General features: G+C 33.9%; 18 protein-coding genes. 11 read left to right on the top strand and 7 right to left on the bottom strand.

The features are described 5' to 3' along the window. Nucleotides 1-102 precede the first annotated feature (102 nt). A complete protein-coding gene (locus EAG08_RS02895) occupies nucleotides 103-1,548 on the top strand; it encodes a T9SS type A sorting domain-containing protein (RefSeq protein WP_129534134.1) in 1,446 nt (481 codons plus the stop codon). A 97-nt stretch (nucleotides 1,549-1,645) separates the two neighbouring features. Further along, nucleotides 1,646-2,470: an OmpA family protein gene (locus EAG08_RS02890; RefSeq protein ID WP_129534133.1), complete on the top strand. Its 825-nt coding sequence runs from the start codon at nucleotides 1,646-1,648 to the stop codon at nucleotides 2,468-2,470. A gap of 2 nt (nucleotides 2,471-2,472) precedes the next feature. Here EAG08_RS02890 and EAG08_RS02885 read toward each other — a convergent pair whose 3' ends face one another. Then, nucleotides 2,473-3,483 carry a cytochrome d ubiquinol oxidase subunit II gene (locus EAG08_RS02885; RefSeq protein ID WP_129534132.1) on the bottom strand — a complete coding sequence of 337 codons (1,011 nt, stop codon included), beginning with the start codon at nucleotides 3,481-3,483 and terminating at the stop codon, nucleotides 2,473-2,475. Next, nucleotides 3,480-4,823 carry a cytochrome ubiquinol oxidase subunit I gene (locus EAG08_RS02880; RefSeq protein ID WP_129534131.1) on the bottom strand — a complete coding sequence of 448 codons (1,344 nt, stop codon included), beginning with the start codon at nucleotides 4,821-4,823 and terminating at the stop codon, nucleotides 3,480-3,482. Before EAG08_RS02880 ends, EAG08_RS02885 begins: the two co-directional genes overlap by 4 nt. Before the next feature lie 230 nt (nucleotides 4,824-5,053). Here EAG08_RS02880 and gyrB point away from each other — a divergent pair, with 230 nt between their 5' ends. From gyrB to EAG08_RS22870, 6 genes are all read left to right on the top strand, one after another. Next, the gene (gene gyrB, locus EAG08_RS02875) at nucleotides 5,054-6,988 is read left to right on the top strand and encodes a DNA topoisomerase (ATP-hydrolyzing) subunit B (protein ID WP_129534130.1); all 1,935 of its coding nucleotides are present in this window, start codon (nucleotides 5,054-5,056) and stop codon (nucleotides 6,986-6,988) included. Nucleotides 6,989-7,129: 141 nt separating this feature from the next. After that, nucleotides 7,130-8,980 carry a DUF3857 domain-containing protein gene (locus EAG08_RS02870; RefSeq protein ID WP_228446733.1) on the top strand — a complete coding sequence of 617 codons (1,851 nt, stop codon included), beginning with the start codon at nucleotides 7,130-7,132 and terminating at the stop codon, nucleotides 8,978-8,980. A gap of 90 nt (nucleotides 8,981-9,070) precedes the next feature. Next, nucleotides 9,071-10,963: a transglutaminase domain-containing protein gene (locus tag EAG08_RS02865; protein WP_228446732.1), complete on the top strand. Its 1,893-nt coding sequence runs from the start codon at nucleotides 9,071-9,073 to the stop codon at nucleotides 10,961-10,963. A 78-nt stretch (nucleotides 10,964-11,041) separates the two neighbouring features. Further along, nucleotides 11,042-11,869 (top strand): DUF3298 and DUF4163 domain-containing protein, encoded by an 828-nt coding sequence (locus EAG08_RS02860; RefSeq protein ID WP_129534128.1) that lies wholly within the window; start codon nucleotides 11,042-11,044, stop codon nucleotides 11,867-11,869. A gap of 5 nt (nucleotides 11,870-11,874) precedes the next feature. Beyond that, nucleotides 11,875-12,414, top strand: coding sequence for a diacylglycerol/lipid kinase family protein (locus tag EAG08_RS22875; RefSeq protein WP_228446731.1), 540 nt, complete (start codon nucleotides 11,875-11,877; stop codon nucleotides 12,412-12,414). Next, a complete protein-coding gene (locus EAG08_RS22870) occupies nucleotides 12,321-12,614 on the top strand; it encodes a diacylglycerol/lipid kinase family protein (protein ID WP_228446730.1) in 294 nt (97 codons plus the stop codon). The genes EAG08_RS22875 and EAG08_RS22870 overlap by 94 nt, the downstream gene beginning before the upstream one ends. Nucleotides 12,615-12,897: 283 nt before the next feature. Here the strand turns inward: EAG08_RS22870 and EAG08_RS02850 are convergent, their stop codons facing one another. From EAG08_RS02850 to ggt, 3 genes are all read right to left on the bottom strand, one after another. Next, the gene (locus EAG08_RS02850; protein WP_228446729.1) at nucleotides 12,898-13,368 is read right to left on the bottom strand and encodes a VOC family protein; all 471 of its coding nucleotides are present in this window, start codon (nucleotides 13,366-13,368) and stop codon (nucleotides 12,898-12,900) included. 350 nt (nucleotides 13,369-13,718) lie between these two features. Beyond that, on the bottom strand, nucleotides 13,719-14,960 hold the full coding sequence (locus EAG08_RS02845; protein WP_317126303.1) for a dicarboxylate/amino acid:cation symporter: 1,242 nt from the start codon (nucleotides 14,958-14,960) through the stop codon (nucleotides 13,719-13,721). A gap of 147 nt (nucleotides 14,961-15,107) precedes the next feature. After that, on the bottom strand, nucleotides 15,108-16,796 hold the full coding sequence (gene ggt, locus EAG08_RS02840; protein WP_129534126.1) for a gamma-glutamyltransferase: 1,689 nt from the start codon (nucleotides 16,794-16,796) through the stop codon (nucleotides 15,108-15,110). Between the two features lie 167 nt (nucleotides 16,797-16,963). On the opposite strand from ggt, the gene EAG08_RS02835 reads away from it, so the two are divergent. The 3 genes from EAG08_RS02835 to EAG08_RS02825 all read left to right on the top strand — a co-directional run bounded on the left by EAG08_RS02835 (nucleotide 16,964) and on the right by EAG08_RS02825 (nucleotide 21,744). Further along, entirely contained in the window at nucleotides 16,964-19,819 is a 2,856-nt protein-coding gene (locus EAG08_RS02835; RefSeq protein ID WP_129534125.1) for a TonB-dependent receptor plug domain-containing protein, read from the top strand. 112 nt (nucleotides 19,820-19,931) lie between these two features. Continuing rightward, nucleotides 19,932-20,882 carry an NAD-dependent epimerase/dehydratase family protein gene (locus EAG08_RS02830; RefSeq protein ID WP_129534124.1) on the top strand — a complete coding sequence of 317 codons (951 nt, stop codon included), beginning with the start codon at nucleotides 19,932-19,934 and terminating at the stop codon, nucleotides 20,880-20,882. Nucleotides 20,883-20,991: 109 nt separating this feature from the next. Beyond that, on the top strand, nucleotides 20,992-21,744 hold the full coding sequence (locus tag EAG08_RS02825) for a polysaccharide deacetylase family protein (RefSeq protein WP_129534123.1): 753 nt from the start codon (nucleotides 20,992-20,994) through the stop codon (nucleotides 21,742-21,744). 12 nt (nucleotides 21,745-21,756) lie between these two features. On the opposite strand, the gene EAG08_RS02820 is transcribed toward EAG08_RS02825, so the two are convergent. Together EAG08_RS02820 and EAG08_RS02815 are read right to left on the bottom strand one after the other, a co-directional pair. Then, entirely contained in the window at nucleotides 21,757-22,047 is a 291-nt protein-coding gene (locus EAG08_RS02820) for a hypothetical protein (RefSeq protein WP_129534122.1), read from the bottom strand. 27 nt (nucleotides 22,048-22,074) lie between these two features. Beyond that, nucleotides 22,075-23,280: a metallophosphoesterase gene (locus EAG08_RS02815; RefSeq protein WP_129534121.1), complete on the bottom strand. Its 1,206-nt coding sequence runs from the start codon at nucleotides 23,278-23,280 to the stop codon at nucleotides 22,075-22,077. Between the last annotated feature and the right edge of the window lie 46 nt (nucleotides 23,281-23,326).

Below are 23,326 nucleotides of genomic sequence, written 5' to 3'. Positions count from 1 at the left end.
TAGAAATAAAAATGAAAAAAAGCGAACTTAAAGTTCGCTTTTTTTCATTTTTATGTGATTAATTTTTATTAGCTTTGCTCTTAGGAAAAAAACACACCTAAGATGAAAAAAATAATTACTGCAGTTCTTGCATGTGGGTTTGCATATTCTTATGCACAGATTACTCTTACTAAAGATTTAAGCTTCGGAAATAATGGGGTTGTACAAATTACCACACCTAATCAATTTCTGATGGTAGAAGATCGTGATATTGATAAAAAGTCAATGTTTCAGGGAGATAAAATTTTTCTAAGTTATCCTTATGGAGATCAATTGAACGGAATTCCTACTTCTACAAGATATATTCGATTGAATCATAACGGAACTATTGACAATACTTTTGGTAATAACGGTGAAGTATCTGTTCCGGAGTTAGAATCTTACTATTTCCATTCACAGAATGATTTTTTTTATTTGCTTTCAGGAAATAAGTTCCTTTCAAATGGTCAGATAGATTCTTCTTTTGGAAATAACGGAATGTTGACAACAGGAAATTGGTCTTATAAGTTTGTACTTCCTGACGGAAAAATCATTTCAAGAAATGATACAAATATTGAGAAATTTCTCTCAAACGGTACTGTAGATGCTTCTTATGGTACTAATGGTACTTTAACTTTAAGCTCTTCAGTTAATAATTCTTTGTACGATTATGGATACTTACTTTTTTATAAAGATAATGCTGTGTACGAAAATGTAATCGCTATTGGGCAATTCTCAACTATAAGAAAAATAAATTTGAATACCGGAAGTTTAGACTTATCGTATGGTCAAAACGGATATGCGCAAATTAGGCATTCCACTGCTAGTTTAAATTATGATTTTTACAGTGGCAGTGTTTTGATAAATGACCAAGACAATTCATTTATTAATAAAGTTGATGGTTTAGATGGTTACTCTCAATTAACAAAAACAAACTCGCAAGGTAACTTAGATTTAGGGTTTGGTACAAATGGAGTTATTGAGTTTGATAATTCTTTTACATATAACGGGGATGATTATCTTGGTGGAGAACGAAGACCTCTTCTTTACGGAAATACGATATTGGTTTCCTCAGAATTTGAGACAGCGGGAGTAGGTAAAATCGGAATCAGAGGATTTTCTCCCTCTGGAAATACCGTAACGATTAATAATAATTTTTTCTATCCTTTATCTGATGTGACTTATACTCATCCTGAGTATATGCGAATGATTGTGAAAGACAATTACTTGTATGTTTTTTTTGATAATAAAATTGCGAGGTATATTTTTGGTCAGTCTACATTGGCTACGAATACTATTTCACAAAATGAAAATTCATTAAATTTTAATAATCCTTTCAAAAATGGATTAAATTTAAACACCAATGAAAAAATAAAATCGGTGGAAATTTATGACGAAGCAGGACGTTCAGTGTTAAAAGCAAACGCAACAAAAAACATCAATACTTCTATGCTGGAAAAAGGAGTTTATTTTATTAAAATCACTACAGAGCAAAATCAAATAATTTCCAAGAAAGGAATTAAAAATTAGTTTTAAATAAATTATAAAATCCTGAAATTTTCGGGATTTTTTTTGTTCAGTATAAACTACAAAATGATATTTCGCCGTTGTAAGAAAAACTAAAATTATGAAACTTATTTTTTTCTTTATATTCTTTTCATTTTATAGTCTGAACAGCGCACAAATGCTTTCTTCTGTCTATTTTAAAAATAACAGTTATGTACTCAATCAGGAATCTAAAAACAAGTTGGATAGTTTAGCCCTGTTGAAAAGTAATCTCACATTCAGAATTTTTGGAAATTGTGATCCTTCAGGAAATCTTTCACTCAATAAAAAATTATCAGAAAACCGTGCAAATGCAGTTAGTGAATATTTAAAAGGAAAAATTTCGAGCAAGATTAAATTGCAAACTACAGTTGGTTTGGGTGTAGAAAAACAAATCAACGACAACAGTACAGAAGATCTTCGAGAAAAAAACAGAAGAGTAGATGTTTTTATTGAAAAATCATTCGCTCCTGGAGAAAAAATTTCGAGAAAAGCCTATCCTAGTTTTCTCAATACGAAAATTGCAATGATGAAAGTGAAAGATACTTTTTCACTTCCTGATGTGAATTTCATTGGTGGGCGTCACTTCTGGCTTCCGAACGGAAATACAAATCTGCTGAGACTTTCAAAAATATTAAAAGAAAATCAAAGTCTTGAGGTTGAGTTGCAAGGTCATATTTGCTGCGATTACGAGAATTTCGATGGTGAAGATATTGATTTAAAAACATTCAATCTTTCATGGACGAGAGCTACTGCAATCAAAGACTATTTGCTGAAACAAGGTATTGAGAAGAATAGAATTATGGTAAAAGGTCTCGGCCATCTCAATCCGGTCGTTTACCCTGAAATTACAGAAGCCGACCGAATCAAAAACCGTAGAGTAGAATTGGTTTTAACTAAAAAATAGCTTTAAGATTTTCCTTTTGCTTTTGTAAACGAAAACATCAGATAAAATAAGAACGGCAAAATAAATAGTGAGCCTAAAACCAAAGCCCAACCCAAAGCTGAAATTGTTTTTTCAGCTGCGATATGTTTTAATAAAGAAAGATGTTGTCCGTTTCCTAATAAAATAATATCCGGATTGTGCTGATAGGTTGCCGCTACAAGAATCATAATAATCTGAAATCCTGCCAAAGCTCTAACAGGAAGTAATTTTCTGTTATGCATCGCTCTTAAAATTAAACCTAAAGCAACGGTTGCAAAAGAAATCGACATCACACCCAATGGTTTAGAAAAAATCCATTTTGTTAAAGGAATATCAGAAAAGTAAGCAGCAAAAAAGACCAACAATCCCGTTACGACTACAAAAATCATTGTTTGATGTGATTTTTTAATCATTAAGCCTAATTCTAATCTGTCACTGGTTTCCCGTAAAGAAAAAATGGATGCTAAATAAGCGCAAAGAGAAACGGTAAATAATCCAACCGCAACACCAAACCAATTGAGCCAGCTGAAAACATACAAATCTAAAAAGTTATTTGCGTCAGGGTTGATCGATTGTGAAACCGTCGCAGCGGCTATTAAACCTAAGAAAAATGGTGTTAAAAGACTCGCATAATAGAAAATCTGTGTATAAATTATCTGCCATCGGTCTTCCACGGCATCATAATGTCTGAAGGTGAATGCAGTTCCTCTCGCAATAATTCCTACCAGCATCATGACCAGAGGGATGTGAAGGTAAGTCGACATCGTAGTATAGATTTCGGGAAAGCCAACAAATAGAATTACAATCGCAATGATGAGCCACATGTGGTTGGCTTCCCAAACGGGCGCAATCGACTCGTACATGATTTTTTCGGTATATTTTCTGTTTTTCTTTTTGGTCATTAATTCGACAATTCCCGCTCCGAAATCAGCACCACCCAAAATCACATAAAGACATACGGAAAGCCATAGAAAACCAATTACAACGTAGATCATGATTTTTTGTTTTTAGAGTTAAATTGTGCGTCTGTCGGGTCGTAAAGTTTGGGAACCATTTGTATTTGTCTTCTCAAAAGAAAAATAATAATCAATGACAATGAAATAAAAATAGCCGTAAAAAAGTAAAATGAATACTGAATTCCGGGCATTGGTGTCACAGCATCTACGGTTTTCATAATTCCGTAAATAATCCAAGGTTGTCTTCCGACTTCAGTGACTGTCCAGCCAGCTTCTAGGGCAATATATCCGAAAGGTGTTGCGAAAAGAAATGTTTTCAGCAGCCAGTTTTTATTCAGCCATTGTTTTTTGAAAAAGAAAGCATAGAGATACAGACTTCCAATGCAAATCATCACCACACCAAAGAAAATCATAATCTGGAAAGCGTAATGTACAACGGCGACAGGTGGCCATTCATCTTTTGGAAAATCATTTAAACCTTTTATTTCTGCGTTAAAATCATTAGTGGCTAAAAAACTTAAAACTTTTGGGATTTTTAAAGCATAATTAATTTCACCTTTTTCTTCATCAGGAATCCCACCAATCACGAAAGCTGCACCTTTTTCTGTTTCAAAATGCGCTTCCATTGCAGCTAATTTGATGGGCTGTCTTTCAGCAACAGATTTTGCTGCAACATCCCCGCTTAAAGGAGCACCAAAAGCACCAATCATAGCAAAAGCAGCAGCAATTCTGAATGCCTTTGTATGAAATTCAACATTCTTTTTTCTCATAATTAAAAAAGCATGAACTCCCGCAACGGCAAATCCGGTCGCACAAAAAGCAGCTACTGTCATATGTAAAGCCTGAGGAAACCAGGCCTCGTTGAACATTGCTTTAATAGGATCAATATTGACGTATTCTCCATTAATATAATCAAATCCGGTAGGTGAATTCATCCACGCATTGGCAGCGACAACTAAAATTCCTGATGCTAAACCGCTTAAACCAACCAAAAATCCACAAAACCAATGAAACCATTTATTGAATTTATCCCAGCCGTAAAGAAAAAATCCGATAGCGATGGCTTCGATAAAAAAGGCTGTTCCTTCGAGAGAAAACGGCATTCCAAAAATAGGGCCGGCATGCTTCATAAACCCTGGCCAAAGAAGTCCCAATTCAAATGAAAGCATAGTTCCTGAAACGGCTCCGGTAGCAAAAAGAATCGCGACACCTTTGCTCCACGCTTTGGTAAGACCTTTGTAAATTTCATTTCCGGTTTTCAGATATTTCCAATGGGCAAATGCCATCAGGAAAGGCATTACCATTCCGACGCAGGCGAAGATAATATGAAACCCTAAAGAAAGTGCCATCTGGGCTCGTGCAGCGATGAAATCATCCATAATATTAATTTTTCAGCTGAAAGTTACGGATAAAATTAAGGTAACTTTATATGATTTAAAACATTGCAATCAATTCAAATCTGCATTGTAACTTTATTGTTTTTTTGTTGAAAGAATCATTCAAATTTTAGGATAAATTCTGATATTTTAAGAGGTAAATTACTTTCATAAGTCGAAAAAAATCACGATATTTGTAGGTCTTTGCATTAAGCAAATATTTCAATTTTAATATGAGTCAAAAACAATATACAGCTAGTAGTATCCAGGCATTAGAAGGCATGGAGCACGTTCGTCTAAGACCATCTATGTACATTGGAGATGTAGGAGTAAGAGGTCTTCATCATTTGGTTTATGAAGTAGTAGATAACTCTATCGATGAGGCGCTTGCAGGTCATTGCGATACGATATTAGTAACAATTCATAAGGGAGAAGGTATCTCTGTAAAAGATAATGGTAGAGGAATTCCCGTAGACTTGCATGAAAAAGAACAAAAATCGGCTTTGGAGGTTGTAATGACCAAGATTGGAGCAGGTGGAAAGTTCGATAAAGATTCATACAAAGTTTCCGGAGGTTTGCATGGTGTAGGGGTTTCTTGTGTGAATGCGCTTTCTACTCTATTAGTGGCGACAGTTAGTCGTGACGGTAAATTATACCAGCAGAAATATTCTGAAGGAAAAGCTTTAGCGGATGTTGCTGAAATTGGTACAACTGACGAAAGAGGAACTGAGGTTTTCTTCCAGCCGGATGGTACTATTTTCCAGGAATTGGTTTACAACTATGATACGCTTGCAGCGAGAATGCGTGAGCTTTCTTTCTTAAATAAAGGAATCACAATTACTTTGGTTGACGAAAGAGAACCAAACGAAGACGGATCTTTCGCTTTTGAAGTTTTCCATTCTGAAGGTGGGTTGAGAGAATTTGTAGAATTTATCGACGGAAGCCGTGAAGCAATCATGGAAAACGTAATTTTCATGGAAGGTGAAAGAGACGATATTCCTGTAGAAGTTGCGATGCGTTACAATACTTCTTTTAGTGAAAATCTTCATTCATACGTTAACAATATCAATACCCATGAGGGTGGAACTCACTTGGCAGGTTTCAGACGTGCTTTGACGAGAACTTTGAAGAAATATGCAGATGATTTAGGAATTCCTGCTAAAGAAAAAGTAGAAATTACCGGGGATGATTTCCGTGAAGGTTTGACGGCTGTGATTTCTGTAAAAGTAATGGAGCCTCAGTTTGAAGGACAGACTAAAACTAAACTTGGGAACTCTGAAGTTTCCGGTGCGGTTGATAAGATCGTTGGTGAAATGTTGACTAACTTCTTGGAAGAAAATCCGAACGAGGCTAAAATTATCGTTCAGAAAGTTGTTTTGGCTGCAAAAGCTAGACAGGCTGCGAAAAAAGCTCGTGAAATGGTTCAGAGAAAATCTCCGATGGGAGGTTCTGGTTTACCGGGGAAATTGTCTGACTGTTCATCAAAAGACCCAGCAGAATCTGAATTGTTCTTAGTCGAGGGAGACTCGGCAGGTGGAACTGCAAAGCAGGGGAGAGACAGACATTTCCAGGCGATTCTTCCGTTAAGAGGTAAGATTTTGAATGTTGAGAAATCAATGCTTCATAAAGTTTACGATAACGAAGAGATTAAAAATATTTACACCGCACTTGGAGTTTCTGTAGGAACTGAAGAAGATAGTAAGGCCTTGAATATGGCTAAATTAAGATACCATAAAGTAGTAATCATGACCGATGCCGATATTGACGGTTCTCACATTTCTACTTTGATTCTTACGTTCTTCTTTAGATTCATGAAAGAAATGATTGAGAACGGATATATTTATATTGCACAACCTCCTTTATATTTATTAAAGAAAGGAAACAAGAAAGTATATGCGTACAATGAAAAAGAGCGTGAAGAGATAACTTTAGAGATGTCTCCGGACGGGAAAGGCGTTGAAGTTCAACGTTATAAGGGTCTTGGGGAAATGAATCCTGAGCAACTTTGGGAAACTACATTGAATCCTGATCACAGAATTCTGAAGCAGGTAACGATTGATAATGCTGTAGAGGCAGATTCTGTTTTTTCAATGTTGATGGGTGATGAAGTTCCACCAAGAAGAGAATTTATCGAGAAAAATGCAAAATATGCGAAGATTGATGTTTAATTATCTTCTAAAATAATATTTCAAGGACTCCATACAAATGGAGTCTTTTTTTTGTGTTAAAAAAATAATAATTCTCATATTCATGATAATATTTTAACATTTTATTAAGATTTTTTATATTTTCGTGGAAAATTAAATACCATGATGAAATTTCTTTGTTTATGTGCTTTTTCCTTGGCGTCTATTTATTATGCACAAAGCTATCCTGTCTCAGAAATCAGTGATAAATTAAAGAAAAATGCCAGTGCCGTTATCCGAAATGAAAATACCATTGTTGAAATCAATAAAATTGACGAAATTGTTTATAGAAATTTATCTGTAATCACTATTTTAAATAAAGATGCTATCAGTTTTTCTGTTCCAAAGATCTTCTACGAAAAAGGTGATGTCATTTCTAATGTGAAAGTAACTGTCTATGATGAAAAAGGAGCGAAGCTGAAAAGTTATTCTAAGAGTGACTTTACAGATATGGCAGCCAATTCTCAAGGGACATTTTACTCAGACAGCAGAGCAATGGTTCTTCTGTACACTCCTTCTACATTTCCATACACGATAGAATTCAGCTATGATCAAAAAGATCAGAACACTGTTTTTATTCCTGATTTTACTCCATTCAACTCCTATAATATTTCTTTGGAAAAAAGCAGTTTTAAAATCATCAATAAATCAGGAATTAATCTACGTTCAAAAACCTATGAATCTCCATACAAATATGCGGCTGCAGAAGTAAATGACAACGGAAACGAAAAGACATATTCTTATCAGAATGTTCCTGCAATTGATAATGTAGAGTTGGTTCCTAATCCACAGAAAATTTTACCGAAAGTAAGTTTTTCTTTAGATCAATTCAGTTTGGTTGGTAAAAAAGGGAATATCACTTCATGGAAAGATTTCGGACTTTGGTATTACAGTAATCTTTTGACTCCTGTATCTGTTTCTACACCACAAATCAAATCTGAAATTGCTGCGCTCAATCTCTCAGGAAGTACAGATGATAAGGTGAAAAAAATCTACCAATATATGCAGAGCAAAACAAGATATATTTTTGTCGCTCTAGGAATTGGAGGTTGGCAGCCGATGATGCCGGATGAGGTTCAGAAAAAGGGTTATGGCGATTGTAAAGGCCTTACCAATTACATGAAAACACTTTTAGATGAGGCCGGAATTCCTTCTTATTATGCAATTATCAATTCAAATTCTTCACCTGTAAGTTTCGATGTTGATTTTCCTAAAATGGCTGGAAATCACGTGATTTTGGTAATTCCCACAGAAAAAGGAAATATTTGGCTAGAGAATACTTCGCAGGATATTGCCTACAACCATTTGGGCTATAGTACAACCGACAGAAATGTTTTAGCGGTAAAGTCTACGGGAATTGAAATCATGGAAACTCCTTCTTACACAGCTCAGCAAAGTAAGGAGAAGCAAATTTTGAATATTCAGATCAATCCGGATAAAACTATTTCGGGAAAAGGGAAATTTACATATACCGGAAATCAGTATGACTTTAATTTATCTTATGTTTCACTTTCTCAGAAAGATAAGAATGACGCTGTAAAATCTAAGTTTTCTCATCTGAATTTTGAAAATGTGGAGATGAATAATTTTGTCAACAATAAAGATTTAGCTTCAATTGATTTTGATTTAAATTTTAAAGCGACCAATTATTCTAAAATGATGGGTGATAGTTTTATTTTCAGAGCAGTACCTATTTATTCTACTGGTTTTTATCATACCGATGAAAACCGTCAGCTGCCTTTTGAAAACAGATTTTCTTACGAAGATGAGTATGAAATTGTCTACCAAATTCCAGCAAACTATGTTGTTGAAGAGATGCCAGAAAACGGTCTTTTAGCTTCAGACTTTGGAATCTACACCATTACTTTTGAGAAGAAAGACGATAAAATTATTGTAAAAAGAAATGTAAATATTAAAAAAGGGATTTATTCTAAAGAAAAGTACAACGATTATGTAAGTTTCAGAAAAAAATAATGAACGCAGATAACTCAAAAATCCTAATTTCAAAAAAATCATAAGATGAAAAAAATTGTTCTAATTTTTTGTGTAAGCGCTATGAACATAATGCTTATTGCACAAAAGCATGAGTTCCTTAAAATGCCAAAATTCACGATTGAAGATTTAAAGAAAACAAAATCCAGCATTGACGAAAAGGCTCCTGCGGAAATTCTGTATCGATCAATACATTATCGAATAGATCCTTCACACGGACAATTAATTAAAAGTTTTGCATACAGGATAAAGATTTATGAAAAAGATAAATCCGAAGATTTGTTAGATTTAGATATATCTCTTTATAACAATAATTCTGGAAGTAGAGAAGTGCTCAGTTCGATAAAAGCGTATGTCTATAATCTTGAAGACAATAAAATTGTAGAAACAAAAGTCGATAAAAGTTCAACGTTTAAATCAAAAGAAAACAAATATATTACGGTAAACAAATATGCTTTTCCTAATATCAAAAATGGTTCTGTGATTGAATATCAGTATGATGTATCTACACCATTCATGTATGAGATTCCATTAATTTATATTGAATTGGATACTCCTTCGCAATATTCGGAATATGTATTCGATGTGCCTAGTAATATGTCTTATAATATTGATTTTACTGGTGGTTTGACTCCTAAATATAAAAAAATAAGTGAAGAATTTTTATACGGTGTAGATTCTAAAACTTACAGATTTGGATATGAAAATGTGAAAGCATTTAAGTCTGAAAAATTTGTAAAGAACAATGATAATTACAGAACTAAAATTAGAGCTGAACTTCATTCTACATTTTTTAATAATGGTTTGAAAACTTATTCATCTACTTGGGAAGATATCAGAAAAAAACTGTGGGATCATGAGTATTTTGGTTTACAATATAAAAAAGAAAAATTGGTAAAGGATCTTATTCCAAAAGATATTTCCGAAGAAAAAGATGAAGTGAAGAAAGCAAATGCTATTTTTGATTTTGTTAAAAATTCTTACACTTGGAACGAGACCAATGGTTTTTATGCAGAAACAGGAATAAAAGAACTTGCAAAAACAAAAACAGGAAATACTGGTGATCTTAATTTAATGTTGATTAATATGCTGAGAAGTCAGGGCATAAAAACATATCCAATCTTGATTTCCACGGTGAGAAATGGATATGTAAATCTTACGTTTCCTAATATCGGAAACTTCAATTATGTGATCGTCGCAGCAGAAATTAACAAAAATATTTATCTTTTTGATGCCACTTCAAAGCAGTCTAAAGAAGGAATTCTTCCTGGCAGAGTTTGGAATAGCAATGGACTTTTGTTGAGAGATGAAAAGGCGGAGATTATTTCATTGAATAATATTAAAGAAAGTTATAATAGTCATACAACTAAGGCGAAAATAAATCCTGACGGTACTGTAACAGGTCAATATCAGGATCAAGATGAAGGTTTGTTGGCTCTCAATGCAAAAGAAAGTTTTGATGAAAACCCTGATAAATACAAAAAACAGTACAAGGAAAATTTTTCAGTTGATTTTGATAATATCAATTCAAGAGTTTTAGAGGGTGGAGAGTTCAGATCTACCATGAGTTTTACATCAAGTAATATGATTGATAATTTAGGCAAAAGAAAAATCATCAACCCGCTTTTATTTTTGCACCAAACGACTAACGATTTTGATCAGCAGGAAGAAAGAAAATACATGATTGATTTTATCTCACCAATTAGTAAGACAAAAATTGTTGAAATTGAAATTCCGGAAGGATATGAAGTTGCAGATTTACCAAAAAGCAAAAAAATTGTGACTGAAGATAAAGAAATTAGTTATTCTTACACTGTAGAAAGAAAAGAAAATAGAATTGTTACGATTTCAGAGTATAAAATTGCAAGTGCAGATTATCCGAAAGAATATTATCCTGCTTTCAAACAAATCTGGAAAGTAATTTCTGACAGCGAAAATCAGGTGATGAGTTTAATCAAAAAGTAAATTAAACAAATATCAAATAAAAACGAAAACCATTCATCTTTTGAATGGTTTTTGCATTGCTAAACGAAATAATAATTTATGAAAAACACCATTGCTATTTTTACTATTTCTGCGGTATTTGCTCTAGCATCTTGTAAAAAGAATGATTCTCAAAATACACAAACAAATACAACAGAAGTTAAGACCCCCGAAAAATTCACTGTAGATTCTGTTAAAGTAACTGATTCTATGAAAATTAATGATAAACTTTCTGTGAATTATGCTGCAAAAATGCTAGTATTTCCCACTTTAAAAGACAAAGTGCTTCTAGACAGCATTTATTACGATAAAAAAGACATTACAGATTTTTCCAAAAACGGATTGCAGAGTTTTTTAGATAAAGATAAAACAGAATATTTCTCATCAATAAAAGAAAAAAGCAGCGAGTGGATTTCGGATATCCAATACAAACAGACTTGGGAAGCAGGTTCTTTTATGAAGCTTCTTTCACAAACTGACGATTTTCTTCAAATCGAGTATCTGTTTACATCTTACGAAGGCGGTGCGCACGGAAATTATTCTTTTGCTGCACGAGTTTTTGATTTGAAAAATAATAAAAAGATTGATTTAAAAGATATTACGACAATGCCGCAGGCTAGATTATCAGAGCTTTTAATGAAAAATATTAATAAGCTTCCTAGTGGAACAACAGATTCTGACGGTGCGGTTAATAATTCTGAGATGCTTTTGGTTGATGTCATTCCTGCCAACAAAGATTTTTATTTTGATGACAAAAATCTTTATTTTCATTACAGTCCTTACGAAATTGCCGCTTTTGCAGCCGGTGATATTGTGATTCCTGTATCTTGGGAAGAGCTGAAAGGAACAGTAAATCCTGAATTTAAAAAGAGAATGAAAATTAACTAATATTAATGCTTCCAAATCAGGAAGCATTTTTTACTTTTGTGGCAATGGAAAAAGTAGCTTTTATCATCAATCCTTTTTCGGCGAAAAAGAATTATCAGCCATTTCTCAATGAGCTGAAGAGGAAAGTCGAAAATCCTTTATATTACATTTCAGAATCGATTATTGGAACGGAAGAATTTATTCAGAAACATTTTTCGCATACGGATATTTTCGTGGCGATTGGGGGTGACGGTACAATTTCTACGGTTGCTAAAAATTTGATTAATACTGATAAAATTTTAGCAATTTTTCCGGCAGGATCGGGAAATGGTTTTTCTAATGAAACACAGTTTAGCAAAAATTTAGATGAACTGTTGGAAAAATTAAAACAAAAAAATCCAGAAAGATTGATACGTTTACCGTTAATGATCGGCTTTCCATCAATGTTTCAGGAACCGGATTTGACGGGAAAGTGGTCAAAGAATTTGAAAAAACCGACCGTGGTTTCAAAAATTACATTAAAGTTTCACTCAAAACATTTTTCAATTATAAACCCATCAAATTAAAGTTTGCTGATGAAAAATACCATCAGTACAATGGCAAGTATTTAATGGTTAACATCGCAAACACACGCCAGTTCGGGAACAATGCTTACATCGCTCCGATGGCTAGTAAAAGTGATGGTTTGGTAGATATGGTTTTGGTGAAAAAATTTCCACTGACGTATTCGGCGCTTTTTGCATTCAGGATGTTTACAAAAAGCTGAAAGAGGATGATTACATCACATATTTGCCGGTTTCAGAAGTAGAATTTAAAGTCAATACCAAAAATTGGCATCTTGATGGTGAATTCAACAAAATAAAATCTCCCATCCACATCAAAGTACAGCCTTCAAGTCTTACTATTTTAATTTAAAATTATTGTAAAATAAAAAACCTTCCATGAAGAAGGCTAAAAACACAAATGATGAAAAAATTATCATTACAATAATATATTACATGGTAAATATTTAGAACTTATATTAATCATATAGAATGAAGAAAACTACCTTAATTTTCATTTTTTATGGTTTCGTGAAGTGCAATTCGGTTTCCTTCACTGTCTTCAAATTCGGCAACTGCAAAACCGTGTTTCTCATTAACTGTTCTTGGGTAAAGAAGTTTCCCCTTGTTTTCTAAAACTTTTTTTAAAGTAGAATCAATATTTGGGGTTTTAAAATAAATAATAATTCCTTCTTTCGTTGGTTTATAGGCATCTCCTTTTGCCAAAGCTCCGGAAATTCCACTTTTGGTTTCTTCAAAAGGGAAAAGCATCATTTCATAATTGTCTATGATTTCTTTTTCAAATTTAAAATTAAAAACATTGGTATAAAATTTCTCTGCCCGTTCAATATTGGTAACGGGAATTTCGAAATATACCACTGGATTATTTCCATTCATATTTTTGTTATTGTTTTGTTCGTTGCAGGCTAAAAAAATACTTGCAGTAAAAAGTAATATAAATTTTGCGAAAATTTTCATTAAAACAATCTTTAGATTTCCAGTTTTTTCTCAATTTCATTTGGGTTTTCCAGACAATAGTGAAGTTGCCTTTTATCTAATTGCTTTTCCCAATTGGCTATAACTACAGTTGCTATAGAATTTCCGATAACATTGGTTAAATACTAGAAAACAATTTGAAGAAAACAAAAAGCCTTCAATGAAGAAGGCTTAAAAACACAAATGATGAAAAAAAAATTACCATTATTCAATGATAATGTACTGCAAATTTAAGAAAACTAAATTTAAAATCTTATGTTTTGAGCCACAGTTTTGAAAAAAGTTTAATTAAATTTAAAAATTAACGATTTACAGTGATTCAGACAGCAAATTCAAACTTCTAGTTTTTCTTCTATTTTATTTGGATTATTTAAGCAGTATTGCAATTGCTTTTTATCTAACTGTTTTTCCCAATTGGCTACTACAACTGTTGCAACAGAATTTCCAACGACGTTTGTCAACGCACGGCATTCACTCATAAATTTATCAATTCCCAAAATCAGAGTCATTCCTGCAATCGGAATTTCGGGAACTACTGCTAAGGTCGCTGCTAAAGTTACAAATCCGGCTCCGGTAACACCAGCAGCTCCTTTCGAGCTCAACATTGCCACCAAAAGAAGCATTAATTGCTTTTCCAGTGAAAGATCTATATTCAAAGCTTGAGCAATAAATAAGGATGCTAAAGTCATATAGATATTAGTTCCGTCAAGATTGAAAGAATATCCTGTGGGAACCACTAAGCCTACAATTGCTTTAGAACAACCTGCTTTCTGAAGTTTGTCCATGATTCCCGGCAGTGCAGATTCTGAAGAACTTGTGCCCAAAACCAAAAGAAGTTCTTCTTTCAGGTAATACATTAATTTAAAAATGCTAAAACCATTATACCATGCAACAGAACCTAAAACCAAAACCACAAATAAAATAGAGGTAATGTAAAAAGTACCGACAAGGAAAATTAAATTTAAAACTGATGCCAGACCGTATTTTCCTATTGTAAATGCCATTGCTCCAAAAGCCCCAATCGGAGCCAGTTTCATCAACATGTGTACAATTTTAAAAACCGGTGTCGCCAAATCTTGAAGAAAATCTGTCACTTTTTGGCTTTTTTCTTTGGTTAAAACCAACGCAACTCCCATCAGAATGGCAACCAACAAAACCTGAAGGATATTGTCACCAACCAGCGGACTGAAAAGCGTTTCCGGAATGATATTCATCATAAATCCTGTCAGCGTGGTATCATGAGCTTTCTGCTGATATTGTGAAACGTCACCGGACAGACTTGCAGGATCAATATTCAATCCAGAACCTGGCTGTAAAAGGTTTCCGACAATTAATCCGATAATTAAAGCCAAAGTGGAGAATGTGAAAAAGTAAATCATTGCTTTCACTGCAATTCTTCCCACTTTTTTCAAATCGGTCATGTGAGCAATTCCCAAAGTCAATGTGATGAAAATCACGGGAGCAATAATCATTTTGACAAGTTTGATAAATCCGTCACCCAAAGGTTTCATTTTTTCACCGACTTCAGGATAAAATTTACCTAAAAGAATTCCTGCAATAATCGCAACAATCACCTGAAAGTAAAGTTGCTGATAGATTTTTTTGCTCTCACAAGAAATATGTTTAATTCTGGTTGAAAAGTAAGAAAATAACTATTAAGATTTATGCTTTTGAGAAAAGTTTGTTGTTAGCTAATGTTGAGGGTTAAATATTATTCGAAATTATTCCACTGCAACAGAATCGTCTCCACGACCATCAGCCACAGCATTGATTGTTCCATTATCATCAATCAAAATTATTTCTGTTCTTCCCAATTGATTGACTCTTTCTGCTTTGTAGCCTAGTTTTTCTAAATCCATAATCGTAGTTTCCGGAAAGTTTTTCTCAAAAGCAACAGTTTCCGGAAGCCATTGATGATGAAACTTAGGAGAATTGACAGACATGTTTACATTCAATTTAAAATCAATTACATTTACGATCGATTGGTAAACAGAAGTCGGAATCGTTGTTCCGCCGGGAGTTCCAACAACCATATAAGGTTTTTCGTTTTTCAATACAATCGTCGGAGTCATTGATGACAGCATTCTTTTATTTGGCTGAATGGAATTGGCCTCGCCACCAACGGCTCCAAACATATTCGGAACTCCGGGTTTTACAGAGAAGTCATCCATTTCGTTATTAAGAAAAAATCCGGCTCCAGAAACTACGACTTTACTTCCGTACAAGCCGTTTAAAGTGGTGGTAACCGCAGCGGCATTACCTTCTTTGTCAATCACTGAAATATGAGTGGTTTCTATAGATTCTTTGGGTTGTTTGATAATTTTTCCGACCTCCGAACTTGGTGTAGCTTTATTAAAACTAAAACTTTTCCAGCGATTCTTCAAATATTCGTCTGAAATTAAATATGAAGTCTTATCCTTGATGAAATCCGGATCACCCATGTATTCTGCACGGTCTGCAAAAGCTCTTCTTTCAGCTTCTGCCATAATCTGAACAGCTTCTTTAGAATTGTGCTGATATTTTTCTAAATTTTCATAGCCTGACATTTTCAGCATTTGAGCTAACAAAATTCCGCCACTTGAGGGTAAAGGCATCGATACAATCTGATTTCCTTTATAGTCAAATTCCAATGCTTTTCTTTCTGCTACTTTATAGTTTTTTAAATCTTCTAAGGTGATAATTCCGTTTCCTTTCTTCATTTCAGCAACCAAAAGTTCAGCAGTTCTTCCTTCATAAAAACCTTTTAAGCCTAACTTCTGAATTAATTTTAAAGTCTCAGCCAATTCTTTTTGAATCAGTAAATCTCCTGATTTCCAGGGATTATTTTTAACGAAAACTGTGGTTGACGGATTATGTTTTTGAAAATATTCTCTATTTGAGTTTAATAAATTGGCTTCCCGTTCCGTAATGGCAAATCCTCTATCCGCTAAATCAATTGCGGGCTGAATCAGTTTTTCCATCGGAAGTTTGCAGTGTTTTAAAGTAGCAAAAAATCCGGCAACACTTCCGGGAACACCTACTGCCAATCTGCCATTTTGGGATAAATCTGTATTGGCATTTCCTTTTTTATCTAAATACATATTGTGAGAAGCCTTTTTGGGAGCAGTTTCACGATAATCAATAGTGAATTTTTCTCCGTTATTTTTTACTCCAACCAAAAATCCACCGCCGCCGATGTTTCCAGCCTGTGGATAAACAACAGCTAAAGCATATTGTGTCGCTACAATTGCATCATAGGCATTTCCGCCTATTTTGAAAACTTTTGCTCCGGCTTCACTGGCAAGAGGATGTGCAGAGACCACAACACCTTTGTTTTTTACTTTAACTTCTTTTACAATATTAAATGAAGTAAACTGAGAAAAATAAATGTTAGAAGTTGTAAGAATAGCTATTATTAGTGTTTTTTTCATAATTATATTTAAAATTATTTGAATTTTTTAAAATGTGAATTTATTTAAATTATGTTAAATAAATTAAATTATATTTAATAAAATTAGAAGATTGTTTTTGATAATTATATTTAATTGAATTTTTATTGTTATGTTTGAAAACTTAAATATAACGCAAAAACATAAATATGAAGAAGAATTATCAGAAAATTATTTCTATAGGGGTATTGTTTTTTATTTCTACCGGTTTAAATGCTCAAACTGTTGACAGTTTAAAAACAAAAACAGTAGAGGAGGTTAAAATAACAATAGGTTCCAGAAATAAAAATCGTGTTGCTACAGACACTCCTGTTCCTGTAGATGTTATCAACATAAGCTCACAATCAGTATTAAGTCCTCAAACAGATCTTACCCAGATTTTAAATTATGCTGCACCTTCATTTACATCAAATTCTACTACGGTTGCAGACGGAACAGATCATATAGATCCTGCTCAGCTCAGAGGTTTGGGTCCGGATCAGGTTCTTGTTTTGTTAAACGGAAAAAGAAGACATACTTCTTCATTGGTAAATATTAACGGATCACCGGGAAGAGGATCGGTAGGAACCGATCTTAATGCGGTTCCGGCTTTTGCTATCGAAAGACTTGAGGTTTTAAGAGACGGAGCTTCTGCACAATACGGTTCTGATGCAATTGCAGGAGTCATTAACATTATAATGAAAAGGAACACAAAAAATTTAACGGCAGCAATTACAGCGGGAGGTTTCAATTCCAGTGGTTCAAACGATCATTCCGGAGGTTGGGACGGAGGTAAATATCAGCTTGATCTTAATTATGGTACCAATTTGGGAAGCAATGGTTTTATAAATTTCACGGGTAGTTTGATGAATAGAGATGATACCGGAAGAGCAAAAGCCACGACTTCAAATATTTTTAATGCGTATAATGCAATTGAGCAACGTGCTTTAAATGGCGGAGTGAATATTTCTTCTCTTTTTGGCAATATCAATAATACGCCCAATTCTACTCAGGTTTTAGATTATATTAAGCAATATTCTCAAGGAGTTTCTTATTTTACAATTCAACAGCTAAACCAAATTCAGAATGCGAATACTATTTCTGCGATGCAGAGCGCACTGAATTTTGATGTTACCAATAATGAATTAGCTTATAGAGGATTAAACAGAAATGATTTCAATATGAGAGTCGGGCAATCAAAACTTACCAATGGTCAGTTGTTTGTAAATTCTGAATTTGAAATTTCATCGGGTGTAAGAGGATATGCTTTTGGAGGATATTCTTACAGAAATGGTAATGCTGCAGGTTTTTACAGATTTCCAAATCAAAACAGAACTTCAACATCTATTTATCTTAATGGTTTTTTACCGGAAATTTCTTCAGATGTAATTGATGTTTCTTTTGCTGCAGGTTTTAAAGGTAAATTAGGAGCAGTAAGCTATGATATCAGCAATACTTTTGGAAGAAATACTTTCGATTATACCATTGAAAATACGGCTAATGCAAGTTTACCTTATCCGAGCAAAACGAGTTTTGACGCAGGTGGACTTGGCTTCTCACAAAATACGATCAATGCAGATTTTGATACCAAATTCGATTGGTTGAAAGGCTTTAATCTTGCTTTTGGTGCTGAAGCCAGATTTGAGAATTTTAAAATAAATAATGGTGAAGAAGCTTCATGGGCACTTTATGATATCAATGGAAATATACAGAATTCTTCTACAGATGTTTCTTTAAAACCTACTGATTTTTATGGAAATGCAAGACCGGGAGGTTCTCAAGTGTTTCCCGGATTCAGACCTGAGAATGCTCTAAGCAAAGGTCGAAATTCTGTTGCTCTTTATGCAGATACAGAATTGGATATTACAGATAAATGGCTTGTAAGTGCAGCTTTACGCTATGAAAACTATTCAGATTTTGGTTCTACTTTTAATTATAAATTGGCTACCCGTTATAAAATTACAGATAATATAAATTTCAGGGCGGCTCATTCTACAGGATTCAGAGCACCATCGTTGCAGCAAATGTATTTTAATTCTACATCTACACAGTTTGTGGGCGGAGTTCCTTTCGAAGTGGGTACTTTTTCTAATGATTCCAAAGCTGCACAGATCTTGGGAATTCCACAATTAAAGCAAGAAGAATCGAAGAGTTATTCTGCAGGTTTTACAGCTAAATTTCCGGCTGCAAAGCTTAGTGTAACTTTGGATGGTTATTATGTAAGAGTGAATGACAGAGTGGTTCTTACCGATCAGTTTTCAAGACCAACAGGAATTCAAGCAGATGGTACACCTCTTAGAAATTTGCAGTTGGCTTTTGATGCAGCAAATGCTACCGCAGCAACATTCTTTGCTAATGCCATAGACACTCAAACTAAAGGAATTGAAGGAGTAGTTTCTCACAAAGCTCATATCGGTAAAGTAGCATTAAATTCGGATTTTGCTGTTACAGTTTCCAAAACAAACAGAGTGGGAGATATTCATGGATCTGATGTTTTGGTAAATGCAGGGCAGGTCAACAGATATTATTCTGAAGCGAGCCGAGTGTATGTTGAAGAAGCTATCCCAAGATTTAAGGCATCTCTAAACAATTCAATCGAAATAAATAAATTAAGCTTTCTTGTAAGAAACGTTTATTTCGGGGAAGTAACAGATCCAAATACAGTTGATGTAAACGGAGATGGTGTTGTTCAGGCTGAAGTGATCAACGGACAGGCTGTAGAAACAGAACATCCGGTTTGGGGTGGTAAGATCATTACAGATTTCTCGGTAGGATATAATTTTTCAAAATCATTTAAACTTACCGTAGGTGCAAATAATTTATTTGATATTTATCCGGATGAAAATTTTGGCCCGGTAACGGCTAAGAGAGCTACAGGAGTAGATGCTAACGGAAGTGTTGTATATTCCGGAACTCCAGCTACAATCGATTTATCAAACGCTAATCAGTTTGTCTATTCAAGAAATGTTTCGCAGTTTGGGATGAATGGAAGATTTCTTTTCGCAAGAATCAATCTAAGTTTCTAAATATTATTTTGATTATATTTAAAAAAAGGTGTGTTTTGCGCACCTTTTTTATTTTTGGTTAGTTTGATTTTTTTACTTTTGCCAAATCTAATAATGGTAAAAGAAACCTACTATGGAAAAAATATTGATTACAGGAGCTTTGGGCCAAATCGGGACCGAGCTTACCAACAGACTTGTAGAAATTCACGGAGCTGATAATGTGGTCGCTTCAGGCCTCGATAGGTACCAAAAAGGGCTTACTTCTGCCGGTCATTACGAAAGAATGGATGTGACCAACACTCAGTTAGTAAAACAAGTGATCAAAGATTACGAAATTACAACCGTTTATCACTTGGCATCACTTTTATCGGGAACGTCTGAAAAGCAGCCTATTTTCGCATGGAAACTGAATCTTGAGCCACTTCTTCATTTTTGTGAAATGGCAAAAGAAGGTTTGCTTCAAAAGATTTTCTGGCCTAGTTCAATAGCCGTTTTTGGAAAAGGAATTCCTAAAAATGATGTTGCTCAGGATGTTGTTTTGAATCCCACTACTGTCTATGGAATTTCAAAAATGGCAGGTGAAAAATGGTGTGAGTATTATTTTGATAAATATGGTGTGGATGTAAGAAGTATCAGATATCCTGGATTGATTTCTTGGAAAACTCCAGCAGGTGGAGGGACGACTGATTACGCTGTTGAGATTTTCTACGAGGCAGTGGAAGAGGGGAAATACACAAGTTTTATTTCAGAAGATACAGCGATGCCAATGTTGTATATGGATGATGCGATCAACGCAACTTTGAAGCTAATGGAAGCTCCGAAAGAAAGTTTGACTATTCGTTCTTCTTATAATTTAGGTGGAATGTCTTTCACTCCAAAAGAATTGGCTGCTGAAATTAAGAAGGAAATTCCTGAATTTGAAATTGATTATAAACCGGATTTCAGACAAGCAATTGCAGATTCTTGGCCGTCGTCAATTGATGATTCTATCGCCAAAAAAGACTGGAATCTTTCTTATGATTTCGGAATTTCTGAAATGTCTAAAGACATGATTAAAAATCTAAAGGTCAAATTGTCTAAGTAAATTTAGTGTAAAGTTTTACTTTATTTAGTGTAAAGTTTTACTTTAATTAAATTGTATTTTAACTATTGATTGATAGTGTTTTATAAATTTTATGTAAATTTAAGTTTAAATGATTTTACTGACCTTTAATTTGATAAATATTGAATCTGAAACTAAAAAAGAAGTTCAGATTTCCAATGATGAAAGGTTGGCAATCACTGAAGCGAATACAAAATCGGTGCTTAGAATTTTAGACATTCATGAAATAAAAGCAAGTTTTTTTATCGAGATTTCTCTTGTCGAAAAACTTAAAAATTTAATAAAAGCAATTTCTGCTCAAGGGCACGAAATTGCTTTTTACAATAAAAACTCTTCCGCTTCACAAATAGAAGAAGCCAAAAAAAATGCTGAGGATTTTTTAGAAAAACAAATCAAAGGCATTCGACAAAAAGAATTTAAAATCGCTGAATCTGATTTGAAATTAATGGGATTCAACTATATTTCTAATATTGATAATGCCGATATTTTGTTTCCTTTTAAGCGTCTGAAGAGAGATTCTGAGATTACTGAAGAGAACGGAATCAGTATCGTTCCGGAAAGTATTTCTCCTTACTGTCAGCTTCCATATAATGATTTTGTATTTCAGACTTTACCGATGAAATATTATCAGAATATGGTTTTTGAAACGCTGAAAAATGACGAGTTTGTATTGGTTTACCTTGACTCTTGGCAATTCACAGATGTGAAAAGATATAAGTTTAAAGTTCCGTTTTACAGAAGCTACAACTGCGGAAAAAAAATGGAAGACAAGCTGGAAGATTTCCTGACCTGGATTAATGAAAAAGAATTGGCGACGTCGAGAATGAAGGATTATATTTTTTAATTGCCTACAATATTATTTGTAGCTTTCTTCTAAGAATTTAATAATAGCTTCATTTGCTAATCTTTCAACATCTACTTTTATATTTCTGTCATTATAATTGGAAAGCGCGTATTGTTGAATGTTTTTCACCAAAGAATTTAAATAATCTCTCCCAAGATTTTGATACTCATTCAATTCCGAAGTGTTTAATTGAATTAGCATATTGAAGCCAACAAATGAAAAACTGCAGTTTACATCAATATAATAATCTTTGTCATTACTTAGAAAAAACCAGGATTTAGATTCAAAATCAATTACTTCCATGTAGCGGTATGATTTAAAGATTTTAAGCTAAGAAAGTTCCAATAATGTAATTTCAGGCAATACTCCGACTCTCCCAGGATATCCTAAAACCCCGAAACCACGGTTCACATAAAGCATTTTTTCTTCACTTTCGTATAAGTCTGCCCATTTAGGATAACGATATTGTACAGGCGACCATTTGATGTTTTTTAAATCCAATCCAAACTGCATTCCGTGCGTATGACCGGAAAGTGTCAAACTGATATCTGCAGGATGTTTTTTAACCACATAATCAAAATGAGTAGGGTCATGGCTCATTAATATTTTTGCAGCATTTTGCGGAACGTTTTCTAATGCTTTGTCGATCTTTCCAAATTGTGGAAAGGGCTTCAGTCCCCAGTTTTCAACGCCTAAAATATAAAGTTTTTCTCCGTTTCTGTCGATTGCACGGTTTTCATTCATTAGCATTTCAAAACCTGCCTGTCTTTCATATTCGATCAAATTATCAAGATTCACTTTTTTTGCATTAGGAGAATCCCAAGTTACATAATCACCGTAATCATGATTTCCTAACACTGCAAACTTGCCGTCTTTCGCTTTAATTTTAGAAAAAAGAGGAATAAAAGGTTTGAATTCTTCAGAAACATTGTTGACCATATCTCCGGTAAATAAAACCAAATCTGCGTTTTGTTCGTTGATCAATTCAATAGCGTGCTCCAGTTTTCTTGGGTCTGAAAAACTTCCGCTGTGAACGTCTGAAATCTGAATAATTTTATATCCTTTAAAACTTAGAGGAAGGTTTTTAATTTTAACTTTTACTTTTCTTACGGTATGTCTGTATTTACCGAAAGTAATTCCGTCGATAAATAAAGCCGAAAGTACTCCTCCTAAACCAAGTCCCATAATGCTTAGAAATTTCCTTCTTTCCGGGAAGAAATTCTCTGTTGGTCTCGTTAAGCCAATTAAATATCCACCTGTTCTGAAAATATCATCAATCAATAAAAATAATACGATGAATATTTTAGGTAAAATAAAGACCAAAAACAAAGAGATCATGATTTGTGCTCTCATCGTACTTCTGTCTGACCTTTGAAAATGCGAAACCTCGTAAGCAAAGAATCCGTAGATAGCCAAAGATAAGACGCAGTAGCCTATTTTGATCCATGAATTATCTGTTAAGGTTCTTATTGCTTGATAGATATAGACTTCGAGAAACAAGAAGATGGCAGCTATAAATAAAAAATTTCTTTGCATAACTAAGTTTTAAAAAAGCACAAAAGAAAATTCCTCTGTGCTTTTT

It is taken from the genome of Chryseobacterium sp. 3008163 (assembly GCF_003669035.1).
GTDB lineage: Bacteria > Bacteroidota > Bacteroidia > Flavobacteriales > Weeksellaceae > Chryseobacterium.
The sequence above is the reverse complement of the archived record's forward strand: the minus strand, read 5'-3'. Positions and strand labels throughout refer to the sequence as shown.

Excerpts from the sequence above, each read along its gene's own strand:
- EAG08_RS02885 (WP_129534132.1), bottom strand. The coding sequence starts at position 3,483 with ATGATCTACGTTGTAATTGGTTTTCTATGGCTTTCCGTATGTCTTTAT.
- EAG08_RS02890 (WP_129534133.1), top strand. The coding sequence starts at position 1,646 with ATGAAACTTATTTTTTTCTTTATATTCTTTTCATTTTATAGTCTGAAC.
- EAG08_RS02830 (WP_129534124.1), top strand. The coding sequence starts at position 19,932 with ATGGAAAAAATATTGATTACAGGAGCTTTGGGCCAAATCGGGACCGAG.
- EAG08_RS02880 (WP_129534131.1), bottom strand. The coding sequence starts at position 4,823 with ATGGATGATTTCATCGCTGCACGAGCCCAGATGGCACTTTCTTTAGGG.
- EAG08_RS02835 (WP_129534125.1), top strand. The coding sequence starts at position 16,964 with ATGAAGAAGAATTATCAGAAAATTATTTCTATAGGGGTATTGTTTTTT.
- EAG08_RS02870 (WP_228446733.1), top strand. The coding sequence starts at position 7,130 with ATGATGAAATTTCTTTGTTTATGTGCTTTTTCCTTGGCGTCTATTTAT.
- EAG08_RS02850 (WP_228446729.1), bottom strand. The coding sequence starts at position 13,368 with ATGAAAATTTTCGCAAAATTTATATTACTTTTTACTGCAAGTATTTTT.
- EAG08_RS02815 (WP_129534121.1), bottom strand. The coding sequence starts at position 23,280 with ATGCAAAGAAATTTTTTATTTATAGCTGCCATCTTCTTGTTTCTCGAA.
- EAG08_RS22875 (WP_228446731.1), top strand. The coding sequence starts at position 11,875 with ATGCTTCCAAATCAGGAAGCATTTTTTACTTTTGTGGCAATGGAAAAA.
- ggt (WP_129534126.1), bottom strand. The coding sequence starts at position 16,796 with ATGAAAAAAACACTAATAATAGCTATTCTTACAACTTCTAACATTTAT.
- EAG08_RS02820 (WP_129534122.1), bottom strand. The coding sequence starts at position 22,047 with ATGGAAGTAATTGATTTTGAATCTAAATCCTGGTTTTTTCTAAGTAAT.
- EAG08_RS02860 (WP_129534128.1), top strand. The coding sequence starts at position 11,042 with ATGAAAAACACCATTGCTATTTTTACTATTTCTGCGGTATTTGCTCTA.
- EAG08_RS02825 (WP_129534123.1), top strand. The coding sequence starts at position 20,992 with ATGATTTTACTGACCTTTAATTTGATAAATATTGAATCTGAAACTAAA.
- EAG08_RS02895 (WP_129534134.1), top strand. The coding sequence starts at position 103 with ATGAAAAAAATAATTACTGCAGTTCTTGCATGTGGGTTTGCATATTCT.
- EAG08_RS02865 (WP_228446732.1), top strand. The coding sequence starts at position 9,071 with ATGCTTATTGCACAAAAGCATGAGTTCCTTAAAATGCCAAAATTCACG.
- gyrB (WP_129534130.1), top strand. The coding sequence starts at position 5,054 with ATGAGTCAAAAACAATATACAGCTAGTAGTATCCAGGCATTAGAAGGC.